36 protein-coding genes are annotated in these 18,913 nt (G+C 59.7%); 14 read left to right on the top strand and 22 right to left on the bottom strand.

What is annotated here, in order from left to right; genetic code table 11:
* Positions 1–51 precede the first annotated feature (51 nt).
* The 15 genes from RALTA_RS20380 to RALTA_RS20325 form a co-directional block, all read right to left on the bottom strand.
* Positions 52–309, bottom strand: coding sequence for a hypothetical protein (locus tag RALTA_RS20380; RefSeq protein ID WP_041232521.1), 258 nt, complete (start codon positions 307–309; stop codon positions 52–54).
* A complete protein-coding gene (locus RALTA_RS20375) occupies positions 306–629 on the bottom strand; it encodes a hypothetical protein (RefSeq protein WP_041232520.1) in 324 nt (107 codons plus the stop codon). The genes RALTA_RS20380 and RALTA_RS20375 overlap by 4 nt, the downstream gene beginning before the upstream one ends.
* Positions 626–1,090 (bottom strand): hypothetical protein, encoded by a 465-nt coding sequence (locus RALTA_RS20370; RefSeq protein ID WP_012355806.1) that lies wholly within the window; start codon positions 1,088–1,090, stop codon positions 626–628. Before RALTA_RS20370 ends, RALTA_RS20375 begins: the two co-directional genes overlap by 4 nt.
* Positions 1,087–1,545 (bottom strand): winged helix-turn-helix domain-containing protein, encoded by a 459-nt coding sequence (locus RALTA_RS20365; RefSeq protein WP_050976506.1) that lies wholly within the window; start codon positions 1,543–1,545, stop codon positions 1,087–1,089. The genes RALTA_RS20370 and RALTA_RS20365 overlap by 4 nt, the downstream gene beginning before the upstream one ends.
* Positions 1,542–1,709, bottom strand: a complete 168-nt coding sequence (locus RALTA_RS30375; RefSeq protein WP_012355804.1) for a hypothetical protein — start codon at positions 1,707–1,709, stop codon at positions 1,542–1,544. Before RALTA_RS30375 ends, RALTA_RS20365 begins: the two co-directional genes overlap by 4 nt.
* Complete coding sequence (locus RALTA_RS20360) at positions 1,706–1,930, bottom strand: hypothetical protein (protein WP_012355803.1); 225 nt, start codon at positions 1,928–1,930, stop codon at positions 1,706–1,708. Before RALTA_RS20360 ends, RALTA_RS30375 begins: the two co-directional genes overlap by 4 nt.
* 11 nt (positions 1,931–1,941) lie before the next feature.
* Positions 1,942–2,169, bottom strand: a complete 228-nt coding sequence (locus tag RALTA_RS30370) for a hypothetical protein (RefSeq protein ID WP_012355802.1) — start codon at positions 2,167–2,169, stop codon at positions 1,942–1,944.
* Entirely contained in the window at positions 2,166–2,507 is a 342-nt protein-coding gene (locus RALTA_RS20355) for a hypothetical protein (RefSeq protein ID WP_012355801.1), read from the bottom strand. The genes RALTA_RS30370 and RALTA_RS20355 overlap by 4 nt, the downstream gene beginning before the upstream one ends.
* A complete protein-coding gene (locus RALTA_RS20350) occupies positions 2,500–3,009 on the bottom strand; it encodes a hypothetical protein (RefSeq protein ID WP_041232519.1) in 510 nt (169 codons plus the stop codon). Before RALTA_RS20350 ends, RALTA_RS20355 begins: the two co-directional genes overlap by 8 nt.
* Positions 2,993–3,433 (bottom strand): hypothetical protein, encoded by a 441-nt coding sequence (locus tag RALTA_RS20345; RefSeq protein WP_012355799.1) that lies wholly within the window; start codon positions 3,431–3,433, stop codon positions 2,993–2,995. The genes RALTA_RS20350 and RALTA_RS20345 overlap by 17 nt, the downstream gene beginning before the upstream one ends.
* A gap of 19 nt (positions 3,434–3,452) precedes the next feature.
* On the bottom strand, positions 3,453–3,914 hold the full coding sequence (locus RALTA_RS20340; protein WP_012355798.1) for a hypothetical protein: 462 nt from the start codon (positions 3,912–3,914) through the stop codon (positions 3,453–3,455).
* A 10-nt stretch (positions 3,915–3,924) separates the two neighbouring features.
* The gene (locus RALTA_RS20335) at positions 3,925–4,323 is read right to left on the bottom strand and encodes a hypothetical protein (protein WP_012355797.1); all 399 of its coding nucleotides are present in this window, start codon (positions 4,321–4,323) and stop codon (positions 3,925–3,927) included.
* 349 nt (positions 4,324–4,672) lie between these two features.
* Complete coding sequence (locus RALTA_RS20330) at positions 4,673–4,873, bottom strand: hypothetical protein (RefSeq protein WP_012355795.1); 201 nt, start codon at positions 4,871–4,873, stop codon at positions 4,673–4,675.
* 58 nt (positions 4,874–4,931) lie between these two features.
* Positions 4,932–5,114 carry a hypothetical protein gene (locus tag RALTA_RS30365; RefSeq protein ID WP_157877208.1) on the bottom strand — a complete coding sequence of 61 codons (183 nt, stop codon included), beginning with the start codon at positions 5,112–5,114 and terminating at the stop codon, positions 4,932–4,934.
* Positions 5,115–5,150: 36 nt separating this feature from the next.
* The gene (locus RALTA_RS20325) at positions 5,151–5,390 is read right to left on the bottom strand and encodes a hypothetical protein (protein ID WP_012355793.1); all 240 of its coding nucleotides are present in this window, start codon (positions 5,388–5,390) and stop codon (positions 5,151–5,153) included.
* Between the two features lie 207 nt (positions 5,391–5,597).
* Between RALTA_RS20325 and RALTA_RS20320 the strand changes: the two genes are divergently transcribed.
* The 10 genes from RALTA_RS20320 (at position 5,598) to RALTA_RS20285 (ending at position 9,143) form a co-directional block, all read left to right on the top strand.
* Positions 5,598–6,050 (top strand): helix-turn-helix domain-containing protein, encoded by a 453-nt coding sequence (locus RALTA_RS20320; RefSeq protein WP_012355792.1) that lies wholly within the window; start codon positions 5,598–5,600, stop codon positions 6,048–6,050.
* Positions 6,051–6,167: 117 nt separating this feature from the next.
* On the top strand, positions 6,168–6,422 hold the full coding sequence (locus tag RALTA_RS30360; protein ID WP_157877206.1) for a hypothetical protein: 255 nt from the start codon (positions 6,168–6,170) through the stop codon (positions 6,420–6,422).
* Between the two features lie 62 nt (positions 6,423–6,484).
* The gene (locus RALTA_RS20315) at positions 6,485–6,667 is read left to right on the top strand and encodes a hypothetical protein (RefSeq protein ID WP_041232518.1); all 183 of its coding nucleotides are present in this window, start codon (positions 6,485–6,487) and stop codon (positions 6,665–6,667) included.
* 119 nt (positions 6,668–6,786) lie between these two features.
* Positions 6,787–7,074 (top strand): hypothetical protein, encoded by a 288-nt coding sequence (locus tag RALTA_RS20310; RefSeq protein WP_012355789.1) that lies wholly within the window; start codon positions 6,787–6,789, stop codon positions 7,072–7,074.
* Positions 7,071–7,271, top strand: coding sequence for a hypothetical protein (locus RALTA_RS20305; RefSeq protein WP_041232517.1), 201 nt, complete (start codon positions 7,071–7,073; stop codon positions 7,269–7,271). Before RALTA_RS20310 ends, RALTA_RS20305 begins: the two co-directional genes overlap by 4 nt.
* Before the next feature lie 41 nt (positions 7,272–7,312).
* Entirely contained in the window at positions 7,313–7,675 is a 363-nt protein-coding gene (locus RALTA_RS20300; RefSeq protein WP_012355787.1) for a hypothetical protein, read from the top strand.
* Positions 7,676–7,686: 11 nt separating this feature from the next.
* Entirely contained in the window at positions 7,687–8,001 is a 315-nt protein-coding gene (locus RALTA_RS20295; RefSeq protein WP_012355786.1) for a hypothetical protein, read from the top strand.
* Between the two features lie 4 nt (positions 8,002–8,005).
* Positions 8,006–8,185, top strand: coding sequence for an SLOG family protein (locus tag RALTA_RS31100; RefSeq protein WP_012355785.1), 180 nt, complete (start codon positions 8,006–8,008; stop codon positions 8,183–8,185).
* Positions 8,186–8,392: 207 nt separating this feature from the next.
* Positions 8,393–8,806 (top strand): hypothetical protein, encoded by a 414-nt coding sequence (locus RALTA_RS20290; protein WP_012355783.1) that lies wholly within the window; start codon positions 8,393–8,395, stop codon positions 8,804–8,806.
* A gap of 1 nt (position 8,807) precedes the next feature.
* Positions 8,808–9,143, top strand: a complete 336-nt coding sequence (locus RALTA_RS20285) for a hypothetical protein (protein ID WP_041232514.1) — start codon at positions 8,808–8,810, stop codon at positions 9,141–9,143.
* Between the two features lie 43 nt (positions 9,144–9,186).
* Here the strand turns inward: RALTA_RS20285 and RALTA_RS20280 are convergent, their stop codons facing one another.
* Positions 9,187–9,510 (bottom strand): hypothetical protein, encoded by a 324-nt coding sequence (locus RALTA_RS20280; protein ID WP_041232513.1) that lies wholly within the window; start codon positions 9,508–9,510, stop codon positions 9,187–9,189.
* Positions 9,511–9,653: 143 nt separating this feature from the next.
* On the bottom strand, positions 9,654–10,823 hold the full coding sequence (locus tag RALTA_RS29165) for an FG-GAP repeat domain-containing protein (RefSeq protein ID WP_012355780.1): 1,170 nt from the start codon (positions 10,821–10,823) through the stop codon (positions 9,654–9,656).
* Between the two features lie 401 nt (positions 10,824–11,224).
* Here RALTA_RS29165 and RALTA_RS20275 point away from each other — a divergent pair, with 401 nt between their 5' ends.
* The 3 genes from RALTA_RS20275 to RALTA_RS30350 are packed head-to-tail and all read left to right on the top strand — an operon-like array spanning position 11,225 to position 13,595.
* Positions 11,225–11,818 carry a hypothetical protein gene (locus RALTA_RS20275; RefSeq protein ID WP_012355779.1) on the top strand — a complete coding sequence of 198 codons (594 nt, stop codon included), beginning with the start codon at positions 11,225–11,227 and terminating at the stop codon, positions 11,816–11,818.
* Positions 11,819–11,862: 44 nt separating this feature from the next.
* The gene (locus RALTA_RS30355; protein WP_157877204.1) at positions 11,863–12,705 is read left to right on the top strand and encodes a hypothetical protein; all 843 of its coding nucleotides are present in this window, start codon (positions 11,863–11,865) and stop codon (positions 12,703–12,705) included.
* A 23-nt stretch (positions 12,706–12,728) separates the two neighbouring features.
* Positions 12,729–13,595 carry a hypothetical protein gene (locus tag RALTA_RS30350; RefSeq protein ID WP_157877202.1) on the top strand — a complete coding sequence of 289 codons (867 nt, stop codon included), beginning with the start codon at positions 12,729–12,731 and terminating at the stop codon, positions 13,593–13,595.
* Here the strand turns inward: RALTA_RS30350 and RALTA_RS20270 are convergent.
* The 3 genes from RALTA_RS20270 to RALTA_RS20260 form a co-directional block, all read right to left on the bottom strand.
* Positions 13,590–14,828, bottom strand: a complete 1,239-nt coding sequence (locus RALTA_RS20270; protein ID WP_012355776.1) for a tyrosine-type recombinase/integrase — start codon at positions 14,826–14,828, stop codon at positions 13,590–13,592. The genes RALTA_RS30350 and RALTA_RS20270 overlap by 6 nt on opposite strands.
* A 94-nt stretch (positions 14,829–14,922) precedes the next feature.
* Positions 14,923–15,561, bottom strand: a complete 639-nt coding sequence (locus RALTA_RS20265; protein WP_041232512.1) for a CDP-alcohol phosphatidyltransferase family protein — start codon at positions 15,559–15,561, stop codon at positions 14,923–14,925.
* A gap of 9 nt (positions 15,562–15,570) precedes the next feature.
* A complete protein-coding gene (locus RALTA_RS20260; RefSeq protein WP_012355774.1) occupies positions 15,571–15,861 on the bottom strand; it encodes an antibiotic biosynthesis monooxygenase family protein in 291 nt (96 codons plus the stop codon).
* Between the two features lie 154 nt (positions 15,862–16,015).
* Between RALTA_RS20260 and RALTA_RS20255 the strand changes: the two genes are divergently transcribed.
* The gene (locus RALTA_RS20255) at positions 16,016–17,836 is read left to right on the top strand and encodes an ExeM/NucH family extracellular endonuclease (protein WP_041232511.1); all 1,821 of its coding nucleotides are present in this window, start codon (positions 16,016–16,018) and stop codon (positions 17,834–17,836) included.
* Here the strand turns inward: RALTA_RS20255 and RALTA_RS20250 are convergent.
* Both RALTA_RS20250 and RALTA_RS31045 read right to left on the bottom strand, forming a co-directional pair.
* Positions 17,788–18,255, bottom strand: a complete 468-nt coding sequence (locus RALTA_RS20250; RefSeq protein ID WP_012355772.1) for a DUF2127 domain-containing protein — start codon at positions 18,253–18,255, stop codon at positions 17,788–17,790. The genes RALTA_RS20255 and RALTA_RS20250 overlap by 49 nt on opposite strands.
* 89 nt (positions 18,256–18,344) lie before the next feature.
* The gene (locus RALTA_RS31045; RefSeq protein WP_041232738.1) at positions 18,345–18,824 is read right to left on the bottom strand and encodes a YbhB/YbcL family Raf kinase inhibitor-like protein; all 480 of its coding nucleotides are present in this window, start codon (positions 18,822–18,824) and stop codon (positions 18,345–18,347) included.
* Between the last annotated feature and the right edge of the window lie 89 nt (positions 18,825–18,913).

The following is an 18,913-nucleotide window of genomic DNA, read 5'->3' as shown; positions in this document are numbered from 1 at the left end:
GACATGCTCGCAACCGGGAACAGGACAGTCATCAGGGCCTACGCGACTTGCCTAGAACGGCCCCCAGGCACTGTTGATGTTGATCTCCTGGTCCAGGCCTGTCTCCTCGAATGTCACCTCGCGGTCAGGCTTGAAGCAGTCGAAGCCGGAAAAGTCCTCCTCGTGCTTGATCGACTCAAGGAAATGCTCCCCGAATTTCGTCCGGAAATGGACGAAGCATTGCTTCTCGCCATTCCAGCGCGCGATCGTGGCATTGCGGCAGCGCCCCTGGTAGTAGGCGCCATGTTTCATCTCAGACTTCGGAATCATCCCTGGATCTCCTTGCGTGTGCGTTCGACAACCGAATCATTCATTCGGAAACTCCAGATGGATCGGCGCCGACGCAGGAACTCCTCTTGCTGCTTCGCCAGTTGCCTGGCATCGCGGCGATCACTGGCACGGGTCAGCAGCGCGACAAGCGGTGACAGCCAGAAGAAGAACGGCAGCAACAATAGTAGCGCGACAAAGATGGCGGACAAGAATCCTTCCACCACAGCGTCCCAATACCAATTGATGCGGCCCCAGGCGGTCAGCATGCCCTTGGTCGATTCCTTGACATACTGCCAATAGTTCTTGTTGACCTTGCTCACGCACACTCCTTGCTGGCGCTCTGCGGGGCGGCGAGAGCAGCCAAGGCGCGTGCGCCACGCTCGATCACCGGCGCGCGGCTGGCCTTCTCTTGATCCCCCTCACAGTTGGCTTCATACGCCATATCGGATGAGAGTTCGTCCAGTTCTTTGACCAGTTCTCCCGCCTCGGCTCCCGTAGGGGCGGCAGGCGATGCGGTCGGCGCAGGGGCGGCGCGTAGGCGGTCAATCTCGCGCGCGGCTTCGTGCGGGTTCTCGTAGCACCACATCCAGTCGGTGGGCTCCGCCTGTTGCGCGCTGGCGCCCTGGCCGGTGGTAACAAGGAGTGCGCCTTCGATCAGGCCGCACAGTCCGAAGATGTGTTCTGCGGCTTCCCGATCCCCACCCATATTGTTCCGCGCGTAGGTGCGTGAATGGTTGATGGCGCGCTCCAGCAGTTCGCGGGCGTCTTTGCTCAGACTCATGCCAATGCTCCTTGTTCGTTTGCGATAGCTGTGCCTGCCATCTGCAGCCGGTAGCCGTGGGTGTAGACAGGCACGAGCTTGAGGCCGTGTTCGCCGTTTAGGCCCAACTTGGTGCGCGTGCGCGAGATATGCGAGTCGACCGTCCGCGATTGGGGCGACAGGTCGCGGCCCCATACCGCGGCGACAAGGTGATCGCGGGTCACGACGCGATCCATGTTACGAAATAGCAGCACCGCCAGATCGAATTCCTTTGGCGCGAGCGGGACGATGCGGCCATGACGCGAGGCTTGGCGGGAGCGCAGATCGAACACATAGGCGCCGCAACGCACGGAGCGCCCGGTAGGTGCGAGCGCTGCGCCACTCGCCGCACCCATGCGCCAGGCTTCGCGCAGTTCGGCCACGCTGATGTAGCTGATGTTCTTGCACCGGCCACTCCACCACTCCTCGAACGTCATAGCCACCACCTCCTTTCCTTCTTCAGTTTGGCCCAGCCACCTTCCGGTGCGCCAGCTTTGACCCAGGCCTCGATGTCGGCAATCTCCCGTTCGGCCTGCTCACGCGCGCCTTTGTAAGGATCGCGGACGAACTCAACCAGGCGTCGCCAGAGATTTCGAATCACGGCGAACTCCTTTTCCGTTTCACCGTGCCGCCGTCGAGCTGGCGCAGGCGAACCTTGACGGCGTTCTCGACCGTCTTCTGCAGGCCAGGCACTTGCAATGCAGCCTCGCATTGCGCCTTGTCGAACTTCTTCACCATGCCGATCCGATCGCCGGCGGCAACGTGGAAGGTCTGTTGGCCGTCGTAGCACGGGCCTTTGAACGGGTTCTCGCTTCGCTTCATGGCTACTCCTTTCAGTGGACTTCACGCGCGTCGAAAGTCAGCGGCTGCTGGTGGAGGGACGCCCGCAGGTATTGCCAGGACGCCCAAGCAAACGACTTTTCGTATTCACCACCGCCGGCGCGGCAATACCGGCCGTGGTCTTGCCACCACCGCTCGAAGCGCGGATATTCGGCTTCGCGTTGCGCTGCGGTCAGGTAGAGGTCCGGTGTGCGGCTGTTGGGAAGATCCTCAAGACTCACGACGGCCCCTTCATCGCGCCAGTGAGCAGCGCCGTGAAATGAGCCTCGCGCTTGGCGGTCTGCTCACTCACGGTCTGCTCCAGATCCAGGAACGGCACCGGCGCACGGCTGCGCTGCAGCGTGTAACCACGGCGAGCCATGAACCAGAGGAAGATGTCGATCACGTAGCACTGCCCGGAGATCCAATCGACCCTGGCCGCCATCGCGTTGCCTTCCACATTCACAATCTCGTGCATGGCCATAAAGACTTCCTTCTGGTCGTGGAAGTCCCGCAGCGGCTCAGGTAGGTATTTGCCCGACTTCAGCCAGGCCTCGAGCTTCGGGTCAGCTTTAGCCACGATCGGCCTCCAGGATCATCTTGCGCAGGTTCTCGCGCTCCTTCTTCGCGGTGGCCAGCATGGTGCCGGTATCGAATGGGCCGTCAACCGAGGCCCATGCGCTGGCGAACACCTGTGCCTGCTCCATGAGCTTGTCCGCCCTGTCCTCTCTGGACATTTCGCGCTGGAAATCGGCATCCCACTGGCCGTTGAACCACGTGACGAGCGAGGCGTCGACCTTGAACCCCATCCCCTCCACCTCCTGCAGGGTCTGCTCCATGGTGAAGCTGCGCGACCAGCAGTCCTTGAGGATTTCGTTGAGCGGCGTGCCGGGGCGATAGTTGCCTTTTCTGGGCGCCTTTCCCATCAGCTCCTTCTCCAGCTGCACGGCGTGCATGAGCAGCCCATATTCCACCCGCGAGCGACGCTCCATCGGTGTCTCGGCGCGCGGCTGGGACAGTTGGTGGAACAGTGCGTCGGTGCGTGGCGCGCCAAACGGCTTCGATTCACCAGACGCCGACATCGTCGTCTCCGGTGGAAATCATGGCCACCGCCTCTTCCGAGTGCGGCGCGTCAGGGCTGACCGGCGTGTGGATGTTGCCGACCTCAACCACGTTGCCGTCGTCGTCGCGCGTGGACTCGGTCCTGCGCACCACCTGCTTCTCGTAGGCCTCGATGGCTTCCTGCTCGGTGCCGAACATCTTGCCGTCCTGAGGGTCCGGTATCAGGCGTCCGTCCACGTCCGAGTAGGTTTGGAAGTGCAGCCTGAACAGCGGCGCAAGGTGCTGGTAAACCGCCTCGCGGTCCTTGCACTTGCCATACCACTCGATGGCGATGTAGACCTTGCCGTTGTCGAATTGGCGCACGACGTTGTAGGCGGTGTCGGCGCGCTTCTCCAGCCACTCTTCAGAAGTCAGTGGCCTACCTTCGCGGTCGAAATATTTCATGTGAGGATTCCCCCTTTCCTTAACCGAGCGCTGCCAGCGCATTCTTCTCGGCCTCAGCCAGCTTCTCGACGTAGCCGGCCAGCGTCGTCGCGTCCTCGCGGTTCAGCATGCGCATGGAGAAGAAGGTCGGCATGCCATTGATGGAGCGCGGGCCGGCCTCGCTCCAGAACTCGTAGATTAGGCCCAGCGTGCCGACATCGAAGGCGCTCAAGGCGCCAAAGACGATCGGCATGAAGGCCAGATGGAGGTCGTTGGGCTGCTGGCACTGACGGTCGGTGAAGATTTCGCCGCGCAGGTAGGCGCGCGCCAACTCCTTCAGCTTCTCCGGCTCCATCGGCGGCACCGGGTGCTTGACCTCGGGCTCCGGCAACGGGTCACCAAAGGCACCTTCGGGCAATCCCTCCGCGCCGTCGATCGGCTCGACCGTGAGGCCCAGCTCTTCGGCAACGGCGGCGTTGATGGCTTGCGCTAATTCACTCATGACTTATCCTTTAGGCGTCATTAAAACGGCTGTTGATGGCTGCAGCCAGGCCTTCCGCGAAGCTCACGGGTTCGGCCGCTGCGGAAGCGGGCTTGGGCTTGGCGACCGGGGCAGGCTTGTGGACCACGCGCGGCGCTTCGGCTTGTTCTTTCGGGTAGACGGTCGGCGCCGGCGGCCAGCGGTTGTAGACCTCCATCCGGAGCATCGCGCGGTGATACCCCAGCGGCAGCTTCTCGATCCAGCCCTCGATGGTCGGACGGTCGGTGGTGGGCTTCCTGGCTGCAGCAACCGCCGGATCCAGCAGGCGGTCGAGGTGATTGTGGATGACTTCGCGGGCCTCGTAGTTCGTGTTGGCCCGGAACTCGTTCTGTAAGGAATGCGCTTGCGCATACTGCGCTGCCGTGAGCATCTTTGCTCTCCCGTTGGTGTGGTAATAACGAAACTGTATCGACCGAACGCAGGGGCTTGAAGCGCTTGCGCAGGAGAGTTGTGCAACCCTCCGCAGCCCGCTGCAGCGCGCCACGTCAGCACCGCTCTAACCCGACCGTCAAAGTGAAATGGCCCGCGCGATGTCGCTGCAAGCACGATGCCTGGATCGCTTCGACGCAACATATTATAACCTCAGCAGTGACTTATCTGACAAGCCAAAAAAAGCCTGAGCCGCAGCCAGAGAGTGCGACCGCGGCACCCAGCATGGCACCGATCGTGACGATGGAACGGAAGAACTTCTTCATGGTTTCTCCTATGAGAGTGGTAAATCAGTTGGTGAGGGTGTCCAGGTTGGACAGGACGAACATGATGGCGATGACGACCCCCAGCACGCCCAGCCCCAGGCCAACCAGGCGATTCACGCGGCGCAGCGTGTTCCAACGCTGATCCGGCCGAATCGACAAGTAGACATGCAGCAGGCCGGACACCAAGGCCAGCAGGTTCAGAAAGACGAAGGCGACGCGAATCACGGCCCCTTCCTCCCGCCGAAAATCAGCCCGAAGGCGACGGCGATGCAGATTGTGGTAATCACTCGATTGGCTCCTCGAAGCGTTGCCAGTTCTGGATGATGATCTGGTTCATGCCGCGGTGATTCGGCATGATGCGGATGGCCTGTTCCATGTCTGCCACGTCCTCGATGGTGCAAACCGGGGTGGAGCGCTGCAGCCGGCAGCGCCCTTCTCCCGCCACCTGGCCATCGGGGAGTGCCACCGATAGGCGACAAAGTAGCTCGGCATGGCCCTGGCCTTAGATGTGGCAGTCGACCACGGTCAGCGGCGTGTCGTCGGGCAGGCCGTCGATCAGCTCGGCAAACTGGCGATACCACTCGTTCGTGTCCTTCTCGTCGGACACGCAGCCCCACCAGCCCATCGAGCCGCGTTCATACCACTTGCCGTCATGCAGCACGGCGAAGGTAACGCCGGCCGCGTCGCGCGCCGCCTGGACATAGGCTTCGCGGGTGCAGTTGTAACTCTCGACGTTGTCCATGTAGCTAGTTACTTTTATCGGCGTGACATGCAAGTCCTCACACTTTGCTAGGGTTTAACCCATCGGTGGCGTGGGGCTTACCTCACTCACTAGTAGCTTATCTGATCTATAATTAATGCAACGAGGCGTCACCAAATAGATATGTGACTGGCACCTCCTTATACCTACGAACGTTATCTCCGACGAATGTGTCGGGCTGGAGGATCTATGAACGCAACTGCTTCCAAGAAGGCAGCTAAGAAGTCGACTGAACAAATCAGCGTGGCAGACTTCATTGCCAAGGCCATCGAGCTATCCGGCCGAAGCCAGATCGAGATCGCGGAAATCGCAGGCTTCCCTAAGCCCAACGTCATATCCATGATCAAGAGCGGCAAAATTGCTTTGCCCCAGGCTCGCATCGCTGGCATGGCTCGCGCTTTGAACGTCGACCCACTCCATCTCTACAAACTTGTTCTGTCACAAGACGAGCCAGAATTGTGGGCCAGCATCGAAAACGAAATAACGCGGCAACCAATCCTCTCCACGGGTGAGCGGGAACTAATCGAAGCGCTACGTGATGCAGGTCTCACCGACTACCGCGTCGCCACCGATGAGCAGAAAGCGAAGGCCGTTGCGGCATTCAAAGGCTACGTTGCGTCGGAAAAAAAGGCCTCGGCTTAAGCACCCTTCAGCCTTCAGCACTCGTTGACGCCGACCCATTGGGTCGGCGTTTTTGTTTGGACGCGCGCCTTTCGCCGCCGAAGCCAAGCTCGAAGTGGTCTGATGGGGAAAGGTTGCGTGTTTTACACTTTTGGCTACGACGTAACATTATTGGCACGCTGCGGTAGACATGGCGGTCTGCGCGCGAAGAAGAAGGGGCCGAACGTGGCGCTGGTGGTCGACGCCCGCGATGAATGGTCTTCGCACCTGGCCAACCACGCGCAGCAGCGGCGCGCCATCGTCGATGCCACTCCCGGCTTTGCCGAGAACGTGCTGCGCCGGGGTGACGACTTCGACTTCGTGGGCCTGGGCCTGGCGAAGGCGGCCGCATAAGGGACTTGCCGCCCGGCTCGGGCGGGTCTACACTTCACTCATTACTTACTTAGGCGCGCCCATTGACCCACACCTTGATCCTGAATCTCGCCATTCTGCTGTTGATCGCGGTGGGCCTGCTCCTGACGCAGAACCCGCTGATGCTGCTGGGCCTGCTCCTGCTGCGTGACCTGCCCTACCAGCTCGCGGCCATGCAACTGCAGGCCGAGGATGAACCGTCCAACCCGATCGGCTTCACCACCTGACCGTTTCCATCGTGATGTCTCCTGGCGCCCCTTCCAAGGGGCGTTTTTTTTGGAGTCTGACACAACGAGTCACGACCTATAATACACACAAGACACTTTACACAATCAAGGACTGATCCATGACGAAAAAGCAAACCGAGCAAACCACCGAGGAAAAGAAGCGCTACAGCTACTTCCTGCGCCCTGCCGCCCAGGACAAGCTCTTTGCGCTGGCAAAGAAGCATGCGCTGCCGGTCGGGGATGCCCTCGAGGTAATCCTGGACAACCTGGATGAGGCCGCGGTGGGCGCCAAGCTCGACGAATACCGTCGCGGCAAGAGCCAGAAGCGCGGCGAGAAGTCGGAGCTGTTCAAGAAATTCCAGACCCTGACGCCCGAGCAGTTGGCCATGCTGGAGAAGCTGGGATGAACCAGACGGAGCTTTGCCTCGCGGTGAAGACCCACCATCCGGACTTCTTCGAGGAGTGCATGGAAGAGTGGCGGGGGCGGGGGAAGGAGCGACCGACTGATGTTCTAGGCCATATTATCGAGAAGGCGGGCTTCCGTAACAGGCTCGCCGGCGAGGGCTACAGCCGCTACTACGAGGCACTTTGGCTTTGGATTTGAACGCAGGGAGTATTTTTGACGGACAACCGGGGAATAATAATATGAAGAAATTGATTATCACCGCGCTTGGCGGGGCATTGCTGTCGGGCAACGCAATGGCCGACATCATGTGGAAAGACTACAGAATTGCAGCTGCAACACAGAAGAACGAAAAGGAAGTAGACGGCCTGCTTGACGTTTATATCGCGGGGGCAACTTCTTCGCTTGGCGTTGCGAATGCTCAACTCCAATTCGACAACAAGACTCTTCTCTATTGCCAACCCGGCAAGCTTTCGCTGAACCCGAGCAACGTTCGGGCGATGCTCGACGATCGCAACTCGCCCGTCGTTGCCAAGTTCAAGGACAACATGCCGCTAGGCATGGCAATTTATTACGTTCTTCGCGAGGCTTTCCCATGCAAGTGAGGACGACCACCATGAAGAAGGCGCTAGCAGCCGCTGCAATCCTCTTCACGCTTCACACCCCTGCTGCGCACGCAGTAGCCATTTTTGGAAACATCGACTGTGGGAAATGGGTTCGGACGCCAAACAATACTCAGAAGACTTGGCTGCTTGGTTATCTGAGCGGCCTTGCCCAAGGGCTTTCCAAGCCCGGTTTCGATCCGCTCAATAAGCTCAACTCGGCCGAGCAGGCGTATCTATGGATGGACAACTATTGCGCCACGCATCCGCTCAAATCTGAGGCAGACGGCGCAGAGGAACTTTGGTTTGAGCTAATCAAAGCAAAGTAAATGCGTGTGGTTGGTAACGGGCGGGCGCGAATACGACGACCGGGAATGGGTATGGGCGGTCTTAGATCGCGTCCACGCGCGTCGCACCATCACCTTGCTGATTCAGGGCGAGGCGACCGGTGCAGACGCGCATGCGAAAGCCTGTGGCGCGCGGCGTGTCACTCCCACCACCCTTCCCCTATGAGGCGGCCGCAGGCCGCCGGGGTGGACGTGTCAGGAACCATCGCATGCTGCGTGAGGGCAAGCCTGAATTGGTGCTCGCCTTTCCTGGCCACACTAGCACTGCAAACATGATCGAAATTGCCAGGGACGCAGGCGTCAAGGTCGTCGTGGCGTGGTCACGCCCTGCTTCTCTCCATTAAAATCGCAGGTCTTCTATAAGGATGTCGATATGACACGTCTGGGTCTTTTTGCTGTAGCTGCTTCCATGGCATTCGCCTCGCTCTCTGGCTGCGCGCCGGCCTTCACAACCACCACCAATGCGGATGTGCGGGTGCCTGAGAACCTGCGGCGCGATGTTCGGATCCAGAAGCCCATCGATCAGGTCTACGCCAACATCGCCACCTATGCGGGTGAATGCCAACCTGTGGGCAGCGTGGTGTTGTCGCCTGACAAGACGAAGATAACGATCACGGAAACAGCCTTCGGCCCTCAGATGCGCTCGGTCTATATGGTCGTAGACATCCAGGCAATGGGTAAGGATGCCATCGCCTTCAAAGGCTACAGCTATTACAACTTTTCGATGTGGCAACAGCGCCTCGACACCGTGCTCAAGGCTATCAATGACCCCAAAAAGTGTGCTTAATATGATTGCCAGCCAAGATAACGCCAAGCATGCCTTCGACGAACTGAAGATTCATATTCAGGACGCGGAAGCCTCGCAACCAGAGTTTGCTGTGCAGCTGTTTGAAAAACACCCTTCTGTCGGCGTCTCCTCAGTCGGACGCCCACGCCTAAAGCGCGCCGTGCTCCGCAGAGTTGTCCTGTGGGGCAAGTCCAACGCAATCATGCTTGAATTGGGCGAAGGTAGCTGGAACAGGAGCACCATCAGATGGAACGCTTCCATGATGGAAGCGAACATCGAATCCCTGCCCCGCGAAAACCGTCCCACGGTTGAATTTTTGGAGTGCCCAGACCTATAAGCGGGCCCGCACTGCGGAAAGAGGGGCTGCACAGCCCCTTTCCTTAAGCTCGGCGCATCATGAAGACATGTGCGATGATGCCGATGATGCCCCCACAAGCAGCGGCAACGAGCGCGCCAGGGGTCTTCAGCCCACCCATCATCATCAAGTCGACCTGGTCCATGGTCACCTTAGCGTAGATCCATCGCCAGCCGAAAGCCGCGCAAGCCACAACGATCCCCGCTCCCCAGGCTCCCAGTAGCATTGGGACAAACCGCTCTCGGTCGCCTGCGAAGAACTGGGCGGCAAATCCAAACAGCAGCACGAACGACGCTCCTGCAATGGCGGCGCCAAAGTTGCTCAAAACATCCCACACAATACCGAACATCGCTTCTCCATCAAGACAGCATCCTTGGGTTAACGGCATGCTGCGCGAGGACTTGATGCTGCCCTATAAGGAGCCGGTGTTGCTGACCCCGCCCCTGCCTGTATAAGTAGGGCGGAGGCCACGCCTTAACGGGGCGCTGGCCCTTAAGGGTGGCATTGGCTTACCAAGTGGATAATCCGCTTACCTGTCTTCAACACTACATCCGACATCCCATCGGCGTTAAAGTCGCCAACAGTTGCATTGAATACCGCTTCGCCAACTCCAATCGTTTGTTGCTTCCAATTATCAGCTGTGGTTTTGTCGTCAGCAAGCACGTAATATAGCAACAGGTCTTGCTGACGAACCCAAACCAAATCATCCATTCCATCCCCATTGAAATCGGCAACCGCAGCGGAACGAGAATTGCTGTTTGGAATAACTGTGAACGTGCACGAATATGGCAATGCACTGGGATCGTCTAGCCTCTTTTTCAAGCTAAGCGTGTATATACTCCCTTGACCCGGAGCAGCAACCAGTAACGTCTCATTTTTGAGCCTTAGCGTAACAAGCGTTTCGATATGAGTTCCTATTGATATTGGAACATCGCAAGAAATTTTCTTACTGAATTGACCGTTCTGACTTTCAAAAATTGAGATATTTGCGGGTATGCTGGGCTGTGGGGCGCTTCTCCAGTGACGGCCAACTGCAAGCGTTTTGGATCCGTTACCCAAAAAATCTCCCCACGCTGGCCAAAACCCGAAGGTTCCGTCAAAAGCGACATCGTTCAACACAGTTACGGGCGCCTGAAATTGTCCGTTGCCAGTTCCGTATGCGAGAGCCAACGAGCGGCGATCGGGCGTTACAAATAGGAAGTCTATCTTCCCGTCGCCATTTATGTCAAAGAACTGCCCAAATGTTCTGGTAGGTATTGTTGTCATCTTGATGCCGCGAAATTGAGGCGTAGCCCCAACTTGAGCGTAGATTGCCCACGGATCGTCATAAACTCTCCCCAAGAATACTCGTTCATTTTTGGTAGTGCCAATGTAGTAAGGGCCCACAGGCGCGGACGCGGGCTTGGAGCTACTATTTATTGGTCCACCTGGCGCACCATTGCTTGCAGACAAATATACAGCAACCATTCCGACGCCTTCCCCCTGTGCCGATATCACATCGTCGCGACCATCACCATTCATATCAGCCGAAAGCAGCGTCCCTCCTAGTTTATCAACTGCCAGAGATGAAATTTGCATTAACTCATGTTTTTTGCATTGCGCATTTACCCCTCCAGAAAAAAATAGAGCCAACAATGGCATCAGAACCCAATTGGAGCGCATAACGGTCCCTCCCATTAAAGACTTAATTATAGGAATAGACGTGCAAGGCAAGCACAGGACGGGTGCGCTTTCGCACGGAGCGAAAGGCCCCATAAGGATAAAATTTCCGAGGCCCGCCCTGCCTGTATAAGGAAGGTCGTGCCTGGCCCGGAACGAGGAAGGCTGGGGAGCCGGGTCGGGCGAATCCTTCTAAGACTCCCCCGTTTTTTGCTTGACAGACCGGGCATTTACCCGGTTGTCTCACTAGTGACTTACTTGACCGTCAAAATCTCCTTCAGACGGTCGCTATTACATATTGCAACGCAATTGATGGGAGCTATCATTGGTGATCGCGCATGGCGCAGTGTGTCCCTTCGGTTTGTGTAAGATTCCGTCCATCGCATGACAACAAGACACTAACTATGGCGGACAGCGGGTCGCAAACAACCAAGAAAGGCTTTTGGCACAACCCTACAGTTGTTGCCCTTGCCCCTATCCTGGTCTCTTGGCTCCTTACCAAGATCGAGAACGTAAAACTGGAATGGGCCTGGACTTGGATCCCGGAATGGGTCGTCAGTATTGGACGGTGGTTCAACACACCCATCGGTCTGAAGCCGGCATGGATCATTTCTGCGGCAGCGGCGGCATACCTGCTAGTGCGCTTGATCAATTCGGCCAGCGCACGTCTGTCCACGGATGGCCCAGACATGAGCTTCCTCAGCTACGTCGCGGATCGTATCGATGGACTTGAGTGGAAGTGGAAGTGGCGTAGGAACTCGGAAGGCAAGTTTGATATGGAGAACATCCTGGCGCTTTGCCCAAAGTGCTCTTACCCAATGATTTGGACCACGACAAATCTCTCCTTTGGCTTCTCAAAAGATGGTCTGCGTTGCGAGGAGTGTGATTTCTCACACGACCTAGGCCGTTCGATGTATTCGGCGCAGGACCGGATTCGTCGGCGTGTGTTTCACACGGTGGAGCAGAAAGCCCAAGAGGCTTCGAAGAAGAATGGCTGACATCAAGTCAGCCAAAACTTAATCGTTTGGGAAGGTTGTTCGCTATGAGCGAAAAAGACGGGAAATCTAACTTCAGGAAAGAACTGGCGATTGCCATATTCACTACCGTCATGACCTGGCTGCTAGGCAAGGTCGACGGGTGGTTGGAAAAATCTGACGCCAAAGTTCCGGATTGGTTGATGGACTTTGCCGCCTGGTTTGCAAGAGCTACTCCGATCAATAATACCTTGCTGCTCTGGTGCCTACTCTCTGGGGCAATGGCATTCTGGCTACTCGTTCGATTCGTCGTGCTTTCTCGTCGTGTTCATGCTCAGCATGCAGCAGCCCTTGAAAAGGCACAAAGAGAGCGCTCAGCCGACGCCGCAGCCCGACAACAGATTGAGGAAAAACTGACCAAAGTGCGGGGTCACCTTTCTATGCGCAACGAAGAGTTGGACAAAGCCAAGGAGGATCTGGCAGTAGCTCGCCAGCAAATCGCTGGAGCAAATCCTCGTCCGAAGACCGGCTTGGCCTCCTATGTGCCTCCCCCCAGCCCTGCCCACAACGACCTATTCCGCGAGGCAACTATCGAGCATGTGCATTGGCGCTGGGACTACCATCCTAATGGGCAGCCGCTAAATATGAGGTCCTTCTGTGAAAAATGCGATATGCCCCTTAAGTTAAACGAGGGCCATCGATCTCCGAGTTCAGGCTACCTTAATGTTGCGTGTCGCAGTTGCAGACATACCATTCACATGACCAGAACAGACATACAAGAGGCAAACAATGCCAGGGACATTATTGAGCGCGCAATTCGCCTCGACATCTGGTCGCCATACCTTAAAGAGAACCAGCTCCGTAAGGACCGCATTTCCAAAGACGCGGCCGCTTCACAACTAGGCCTTTAAGAAGGTTACTGGAGATACGGAACATGAACGACAGGGAAGATAAAGTAAATTGGAAGAAAATCGGGTTGGAGTCGATCGCTGCTGCGTTGGCTGGCGCTATTTTCACGCCTTTGGTCAGTGAGTTGGCAACTAAGATTTTGACAGTAGAGTGGCGGGTCCCGGAGTGGATAACGGTCACCGCAGAATGGTTTTTGTCTAAAACGCCAATTAGTAATGCGGCCGTTATTTCGACAATCTTAATGGGCACATACGCTGCCTGGACTACCACTCAAATCCTCAAGCGAACTTCCAGCATGCTTGTGCGATGGAAAGGCCAGTTAAATGGGGTCCAGGATGAACTCGTGCAAGCGGCCTCGTCCAACGCGACACTCAGGGATGCAAATAAGCATCTTCAATTGGAACTCGCCACGGCTTCGGCTGAATTATCCAAAGCAAAAAGAGAGCTTGACCTGGCTCATGCTGAGTTAGAGGAAAAGAAGCGTGTTCCGGTGGGGCAGGCAAGCCATAAACCTGAAAACACATGGGATAAGTCATACAAGGAAGCAACGTTGGGTGGGATTCACTGGCGCTGGGGTTATATGGCACCCACCAATAAAATTTGGAACGTCCGACCCTTCTGCGATTACTGCGATCACGAAATGGATTTGGATTCAGCGGACATTGACTTCGATGGACCAACCGCTTTTCTGACCTGCCCGTGCTGCGGCAAGGTCGCAGATCTTCCGCTACTCACAGCAGAATCCAATATCAACAGAATAACTTCTGAGATTGAGCGCCGCATACGTATTGACGTTTGGCGCGACGATTTAAACGCCAACGCGCAAAGGGTTTCCGACATTTTTAATAGTGTTGAGCGTCGCAGGCCCGTGAAGATCGCCAATGCGTCATAGTAGAAGCTGCATTTGGCCCACTTCACTGACCTGTCCTACAAGGTTGCCAACCCAACCTTCTATAAGACGGCCCCACAATTCCATGGCGGCCTTCCGTTCTGGAAGGTATTCGCCATGGTTGTATACGGCCAGCACTCCCTTCATGCGGTGGTTCAAAATCTTCTCTGTGATGTGAGGGTAGACGCCAGCGTTGGCCATGCCGGTTGAGGCCGTCCTTCTAAGATCGTGTGGCGTGAATCGCTTCATGGCGCCGAACTCACCGTTAGCCAGCATGCGGGCCACGGCCCGCGTCAAGGCATCAACGGTGGTAGCCACATCCCTCCCTTTGACCACACTATTGAAGACGTAGACGCTGCCGCCAGTCTCCTTCTCTGCCATCTTCAAGATGCTCACGGCCATATGAGAGAGGTGGACGACATGGTCACGATCGGACTTCGTAAGCTCGGCCGGCAAGAACCAGATTCCATTGGCCAGATCGACGTCCTCCCAACGCATCCCGCAACATTCACCAGGCCGTTGGGCCGTCAGCAGAATCAGCTTCAATAGCGCCTTGGTTCGCCAGTTCATGCGGCGACGCCTTGAGTCCAGCGCGTGCCACAGCGTCTCTATCTCCTTTGGGTTGAGCACACGGGAGCGCGCCTTCTCGGCACCGCCTGCGCCCTTCTTAGTCATGGCGACCGGGGTGGCGTCGATGTAGCCATGCTCGACGGCATAACCGAACAGAGATTTCAGCACACACAGGGTTCTGTTCGCCTTCGTCCTGGCACCGCGGTCAACGATCTTGCCAATTACCAGCGAGACGTGCCGGCCGGTCACGTTTTGGACCAACTCCTGTCCGATGACCGGAACAATGTCGCTCTTGAGATAGTGCAACTCCTTGTCGGGACGCTTATAGCGCTGCCTGCAATATCGCATTTCCCATTCCGTCGCCAGCTGTGCCACCGTAATAGGCGATGTGAGAGCATCGACTTCTTTGCTGGCACTGGGAAGGCTGTCATGGACCTCCAGCAGCTCTCGCATCTCCGAGGCCTGTTTGCGGGCCGCGGCGATGTCCATGTCGGGGAAGGTGCCAAGAACCTTTAGCTTCCGGCTACCCGCGACGGTATAGCGAAGGCAGAAGGTCTTGGTTCCACTCGGCTCCAGGCGAAGGTATAGGCCCTCACCGTCGGCGATGAATTTGGTTTTTGGCTGGATCTTCGACCGCTCGATAAGGCGGTTGTTGAGTTTGGACATAGCGCGTTAGGTGGCAGAAGTCTGTAACCATTTCTGTCACCACTCCGGCGCGATTTTTGACAAGAACCGCCCGGAAACCCGCTCTGGAGGCCACTCAGAATTTCGGGATGCGCAACGTCTTGCTGACCATCAGCGTGCCCGACAGCGCGAACAGCAGCACCAGCGGATGCAGCACGGCGGGACCGAGTGCCCATGCGCCGCCAGGCAGTTCGCCGCCCAGCTGGCCCTGCGAGGCGCACCAGGCCAGCACGGCGGTCAGCAGCACGCTGGTGGGGATGGGCGTGCCTTCGAAGTACGCCACCTTGCCGCTGTCACTGCCGGCCGCCAGCGATTCGGCCGTGACGTTGAAGCGCGCCAGCCGGCTGACGCCACAGCAGACAAAGTAGATCAGCACCGCCAGGTCCCAGCCGCCGCGCATGCCGGCGGCAAAGGCCAGCGTGGCGGGGCCGACGCCGAACGAGATCACGTCGGCCAGTGAGTCCAGCTCGCGCCCCAGCGCGGAATGCGCATGGCGCCAGCGCGCGATGCGGCCGTCCAGCACGTCGAAGATAAAGGCCAGCGGCGCCAGCGCCGCGGCGGTATAGAAATGCGCCAGCTGCTGGTCCGCGACGAAGAACATCGCGAAGAACACCGACCCCATGCCGCAGGCCGCGTTGCCGAGCGTAAAGACATCGGCCAGCTGCAATTCGCGCAGCATCGAGAAATGGCGGGGGCGTTCGGGCCGGGTGCTCATGGCGCGGGCTTACAGGACCTTTGACTCGTGGTGCACGTGGGGCGGCGCGGCAAAGGTCTCGGCAACAAGGCCGCGCCATTGCTGGAACTCGGGCGATTCGCGGAACAGCACCATATGGTCGTCCACGGTTTCCCAGTCCACAACAAGCGTGTACTGGTCGGGCTGCTCGATCGAGCGGAACAACTGCACGCCGTGGCACCCGTGCGAGCGCAGGAACAGCGGCGTGGCCTGGCTCACACCATGTTCGAACTGCTTGTCCATGCCGGGCTTGATGGTGATTTGCGCGATTTCCTTGATCATGTCGTCGTGGCGATGAAGTGGATGCCGGCGCCGGTCGGGTACCGGCGGGTCTCTACTACCTTAGCACGATCGCGGCGTCACATGCCCGCGGCAAGCATTCCGTTACAAGCGGGGGTTAGCATCGTCCACCTTGCCACGACCTGCCGAAACCGCCATGCGCCTGTCCATGCCTGAATGCAGCATCGCCCTGAATGCACTGCCCGCCTTGCTCCTGGCCAGCCTGCTAGCCGTGCCGTCCAGCGCGGATGCTGCCATGCAGCCATGCGGCAGTCCCGCGACCGCGCTTGCGGACATCCGCGGTCAGGGCCGCGCCTCGCCGCTGGTCGGCCGCACGGTCGAAGTCCAGGCCATTGTCACCGCGGACTTCAGCGGCGATGGCGGCCTGCGCGGCTTCTTCCTGCAGACCGCGGACGCGCAACGCGTGCATCGGCCGGGCCTGTCGGAGGGGCTCTTTGTGTACGCGCCGCGCGCCCAGGCCAATGCCGGCGACATGGTACGCGTGTCCGGAAGGATCGAGGAACGATTCGGACAAACGCAGCTGGTGCTGTCGGGCGTGCCCGTTGTGTGCGCACAGGGCCTGTCCGTGGCGCCGCGGACGCTGACGCTGCCGCTTGCCAGTGAATCTGACCTGGCTGCCATGGAGGGCATGCTGGTTCGCCTGCCACAGACGCTGACGGTCAGCGATACCCATGAACTGGGCCGTTATGGCACGGTGGTGCTGAGCCACGGGCGCCCGATCGCGCCCACGCAACAGGCGCTGCCGGGACCGTCCGCGCAGCAAGCCGCAGCGGCCAATGCCCGCAACCGCTTGTTGCTCGACGATGGCTCGACGCGCCAGTTTCCCTCCGTGGTGCCCTACCCTTCCCCGCGCCTGTTGGCGGAACATCCGCTACGGGCCGGCGATACCCTCACCGGCGTGCAGGGCGTGCTGGAGCAGCGCCACGGCCAGTGGCGGCTGCAGCCGGTGCGCGCTGCCGGCGCACCGGTCTATCAACGCGCCAACCCGCGTCCCGCGGCGCCACAGCGGCATCCGGCCACCGCGCTGCGGGTGGCGGCCTTCAACCTGCAGAACTATTTCAATGGCGACGGCCAGGGCGGTGGCCTGGATGCGCCCGGCAACCGCGGCGCGCAGGATGCGGCAGCGCTGGCACGGCAACAGGCCAAGCTGGTGGCCGCGCTGCGCGGACTGGACGCCGACGTGATCGGCCTGATGGAGGTCCAGAACAACGGCTACGGCCCGACCGGCGCCATCCGCCAGCTGGCGGCGATGCTGGGGCCGGACTGGCGCGTGGCCGATCCCGGCAGCGCTGCCCTAGGCACCGATGCCATCGCGGTCGGGCTGCTGTTCAACGCCCGCACCGCGCTGCCCGCCGGGCGGGTAGCCACCACATGGGTGGGCGAGCGCAGCCGCCAGCCGCTCGCCGCCACCTTCCGTGCCGCGACGGGTGGCGCGCCGGTGACTGTGGTGGTCAACCATTTCAAGTCCAAGAACTGTGTCGAGGCCGCCGGCGCGCAAGCCGACCAGCGCGACGGCCAGGGCTGCTGGAACCCCGCGCGCGTGCAGGCCGCCGACAACCTGGCCCGCTGGCTGGCCACCGCGCCGACCGGCGTCGCCGACGCCGGCGTACTGGTGATCGGCGACCTGAACAGCTATGCGATGGAGGACCCGATACGCCTGCTCGCGCGGCGCGGTTACGCCGACCTGGTCGCGCGCTTTGCCGGCCCGCACGCCTACAGCTACGTCTACGCAGCGCAGGCCGGTTACCTGGACCATGTGCTGGGCGACGCCACCGCCGCAGCCCATGTCGTCGCCGTCCAGGCGTGGCATATCAATGCCGACGAGCCCGCGGCCTTATCCTATGCACCGGCGCCCGGGTCCCGCGCGGCGCCCGCCTTCTATGCGCCCGACCCGTACCGGTCTTCCGATCACGACCCCCTGGTGGTCGACTTCGCCAGCAGCCCGCGCGCCAGGTAGAGCACCACCAGCAGGTTGGCGGCGGCCAGCGCGCCATGCAGCCAGCTGGGATGGACCAGGGCCTCGTACAGTTCCAGCGGGATGTAGATGCCGCCCGACCACACCCCGAGCCAGTTGCCCCAGGGCAGGCCGCGCCACAGCCCATAGGCTTCGGCAAAGCGCATCAGCGCATAGACCGCGGCAGAGCCGCCGATGGCCCACAGGCGCGCATTGTCAGGATGCTCGAGCAGCGACAGGAAGATGGTGGGATAGCGGCTGGCCGGATTGACATGCCAGCGCTGGATGACGGCTTCGGCCAGCGCCTGGGCATCGCGATGCAGCAGTGTGGCCAGGCCCAGCCCGGCCACGATGACCAGCAGCCCCTTGGCGGCCTCGAACAACGCAATGCTCCTGAGGCCCAGTGCGCCCTGCTTTGCCATGCGGTATCTCCGGTCGATGCAAGCCATGCAAAGCCGGTATTGTGCAATATCGGCAAGCGCAAGGGCTGGGCGAACCCAGCGCGCGCCGCCTACGGGCGTGACTTCTGGTAAGTGCCGATCAGTTCCGCCTTGGCCAGCACGTGGCCTTGCATCGATCGCTCCAGGGCGGCCTTGTCTGGCTTGCCGATGTCCGGCAGCGCCACATCGAGCGCATAGAGCTTGAAGACATAGCGGTGCCGGCCGACCGGCGGACACGGGCCGCCGTAGCCCGTGCGGTGCCAGTCGTTGAGCCCCTGGCGCGTGCCGGCGGGCAGCCCGGCCCTGGCGATGTCGGCGGGGAGCGCGGCGGCGTCGGCTGGCAGGTTGTAGAGCACCCAGTGGACCCAGGTCATCTTCGGCGCGGCAGGGTCGGGCGCGTCCGGGTCGTCGACGATCAGCGCCAGGCTTGCCGTGCCGGGCGGCAGGCCGCTCCAGGCCAGCGGTGGCGAGGTATCGGCGCCCTCGCAGGTGTGCTGTGCCGGGATCGCGCCGCCCGGGGCAAATGCAGTCGATTGCAGCTGGAACGGCATACGGGCCTCCCTGGAGGCAATGCGCAATGGCTCCAACTTAGGCCGGTTCGGTGCCGCGCGCAAGGCGCCGCGCTGCGATGGCGGCGGCT

Source organism: Cupriavidus taiwanensis LMG 19424 (assembly GCF_000069785.1).
Classification (GTDB): Bacteria; Pseudomonadota; Gammaproteobacteria; order Burkholderiales; family Burkholderiaceae; genus Cupriavidus; species Cupriavidus taiwanensis.
Note: the sequence above shows the minus strand (reverse complement) of the source record. Positions and strands in the feature narration are given on the sequence as shown.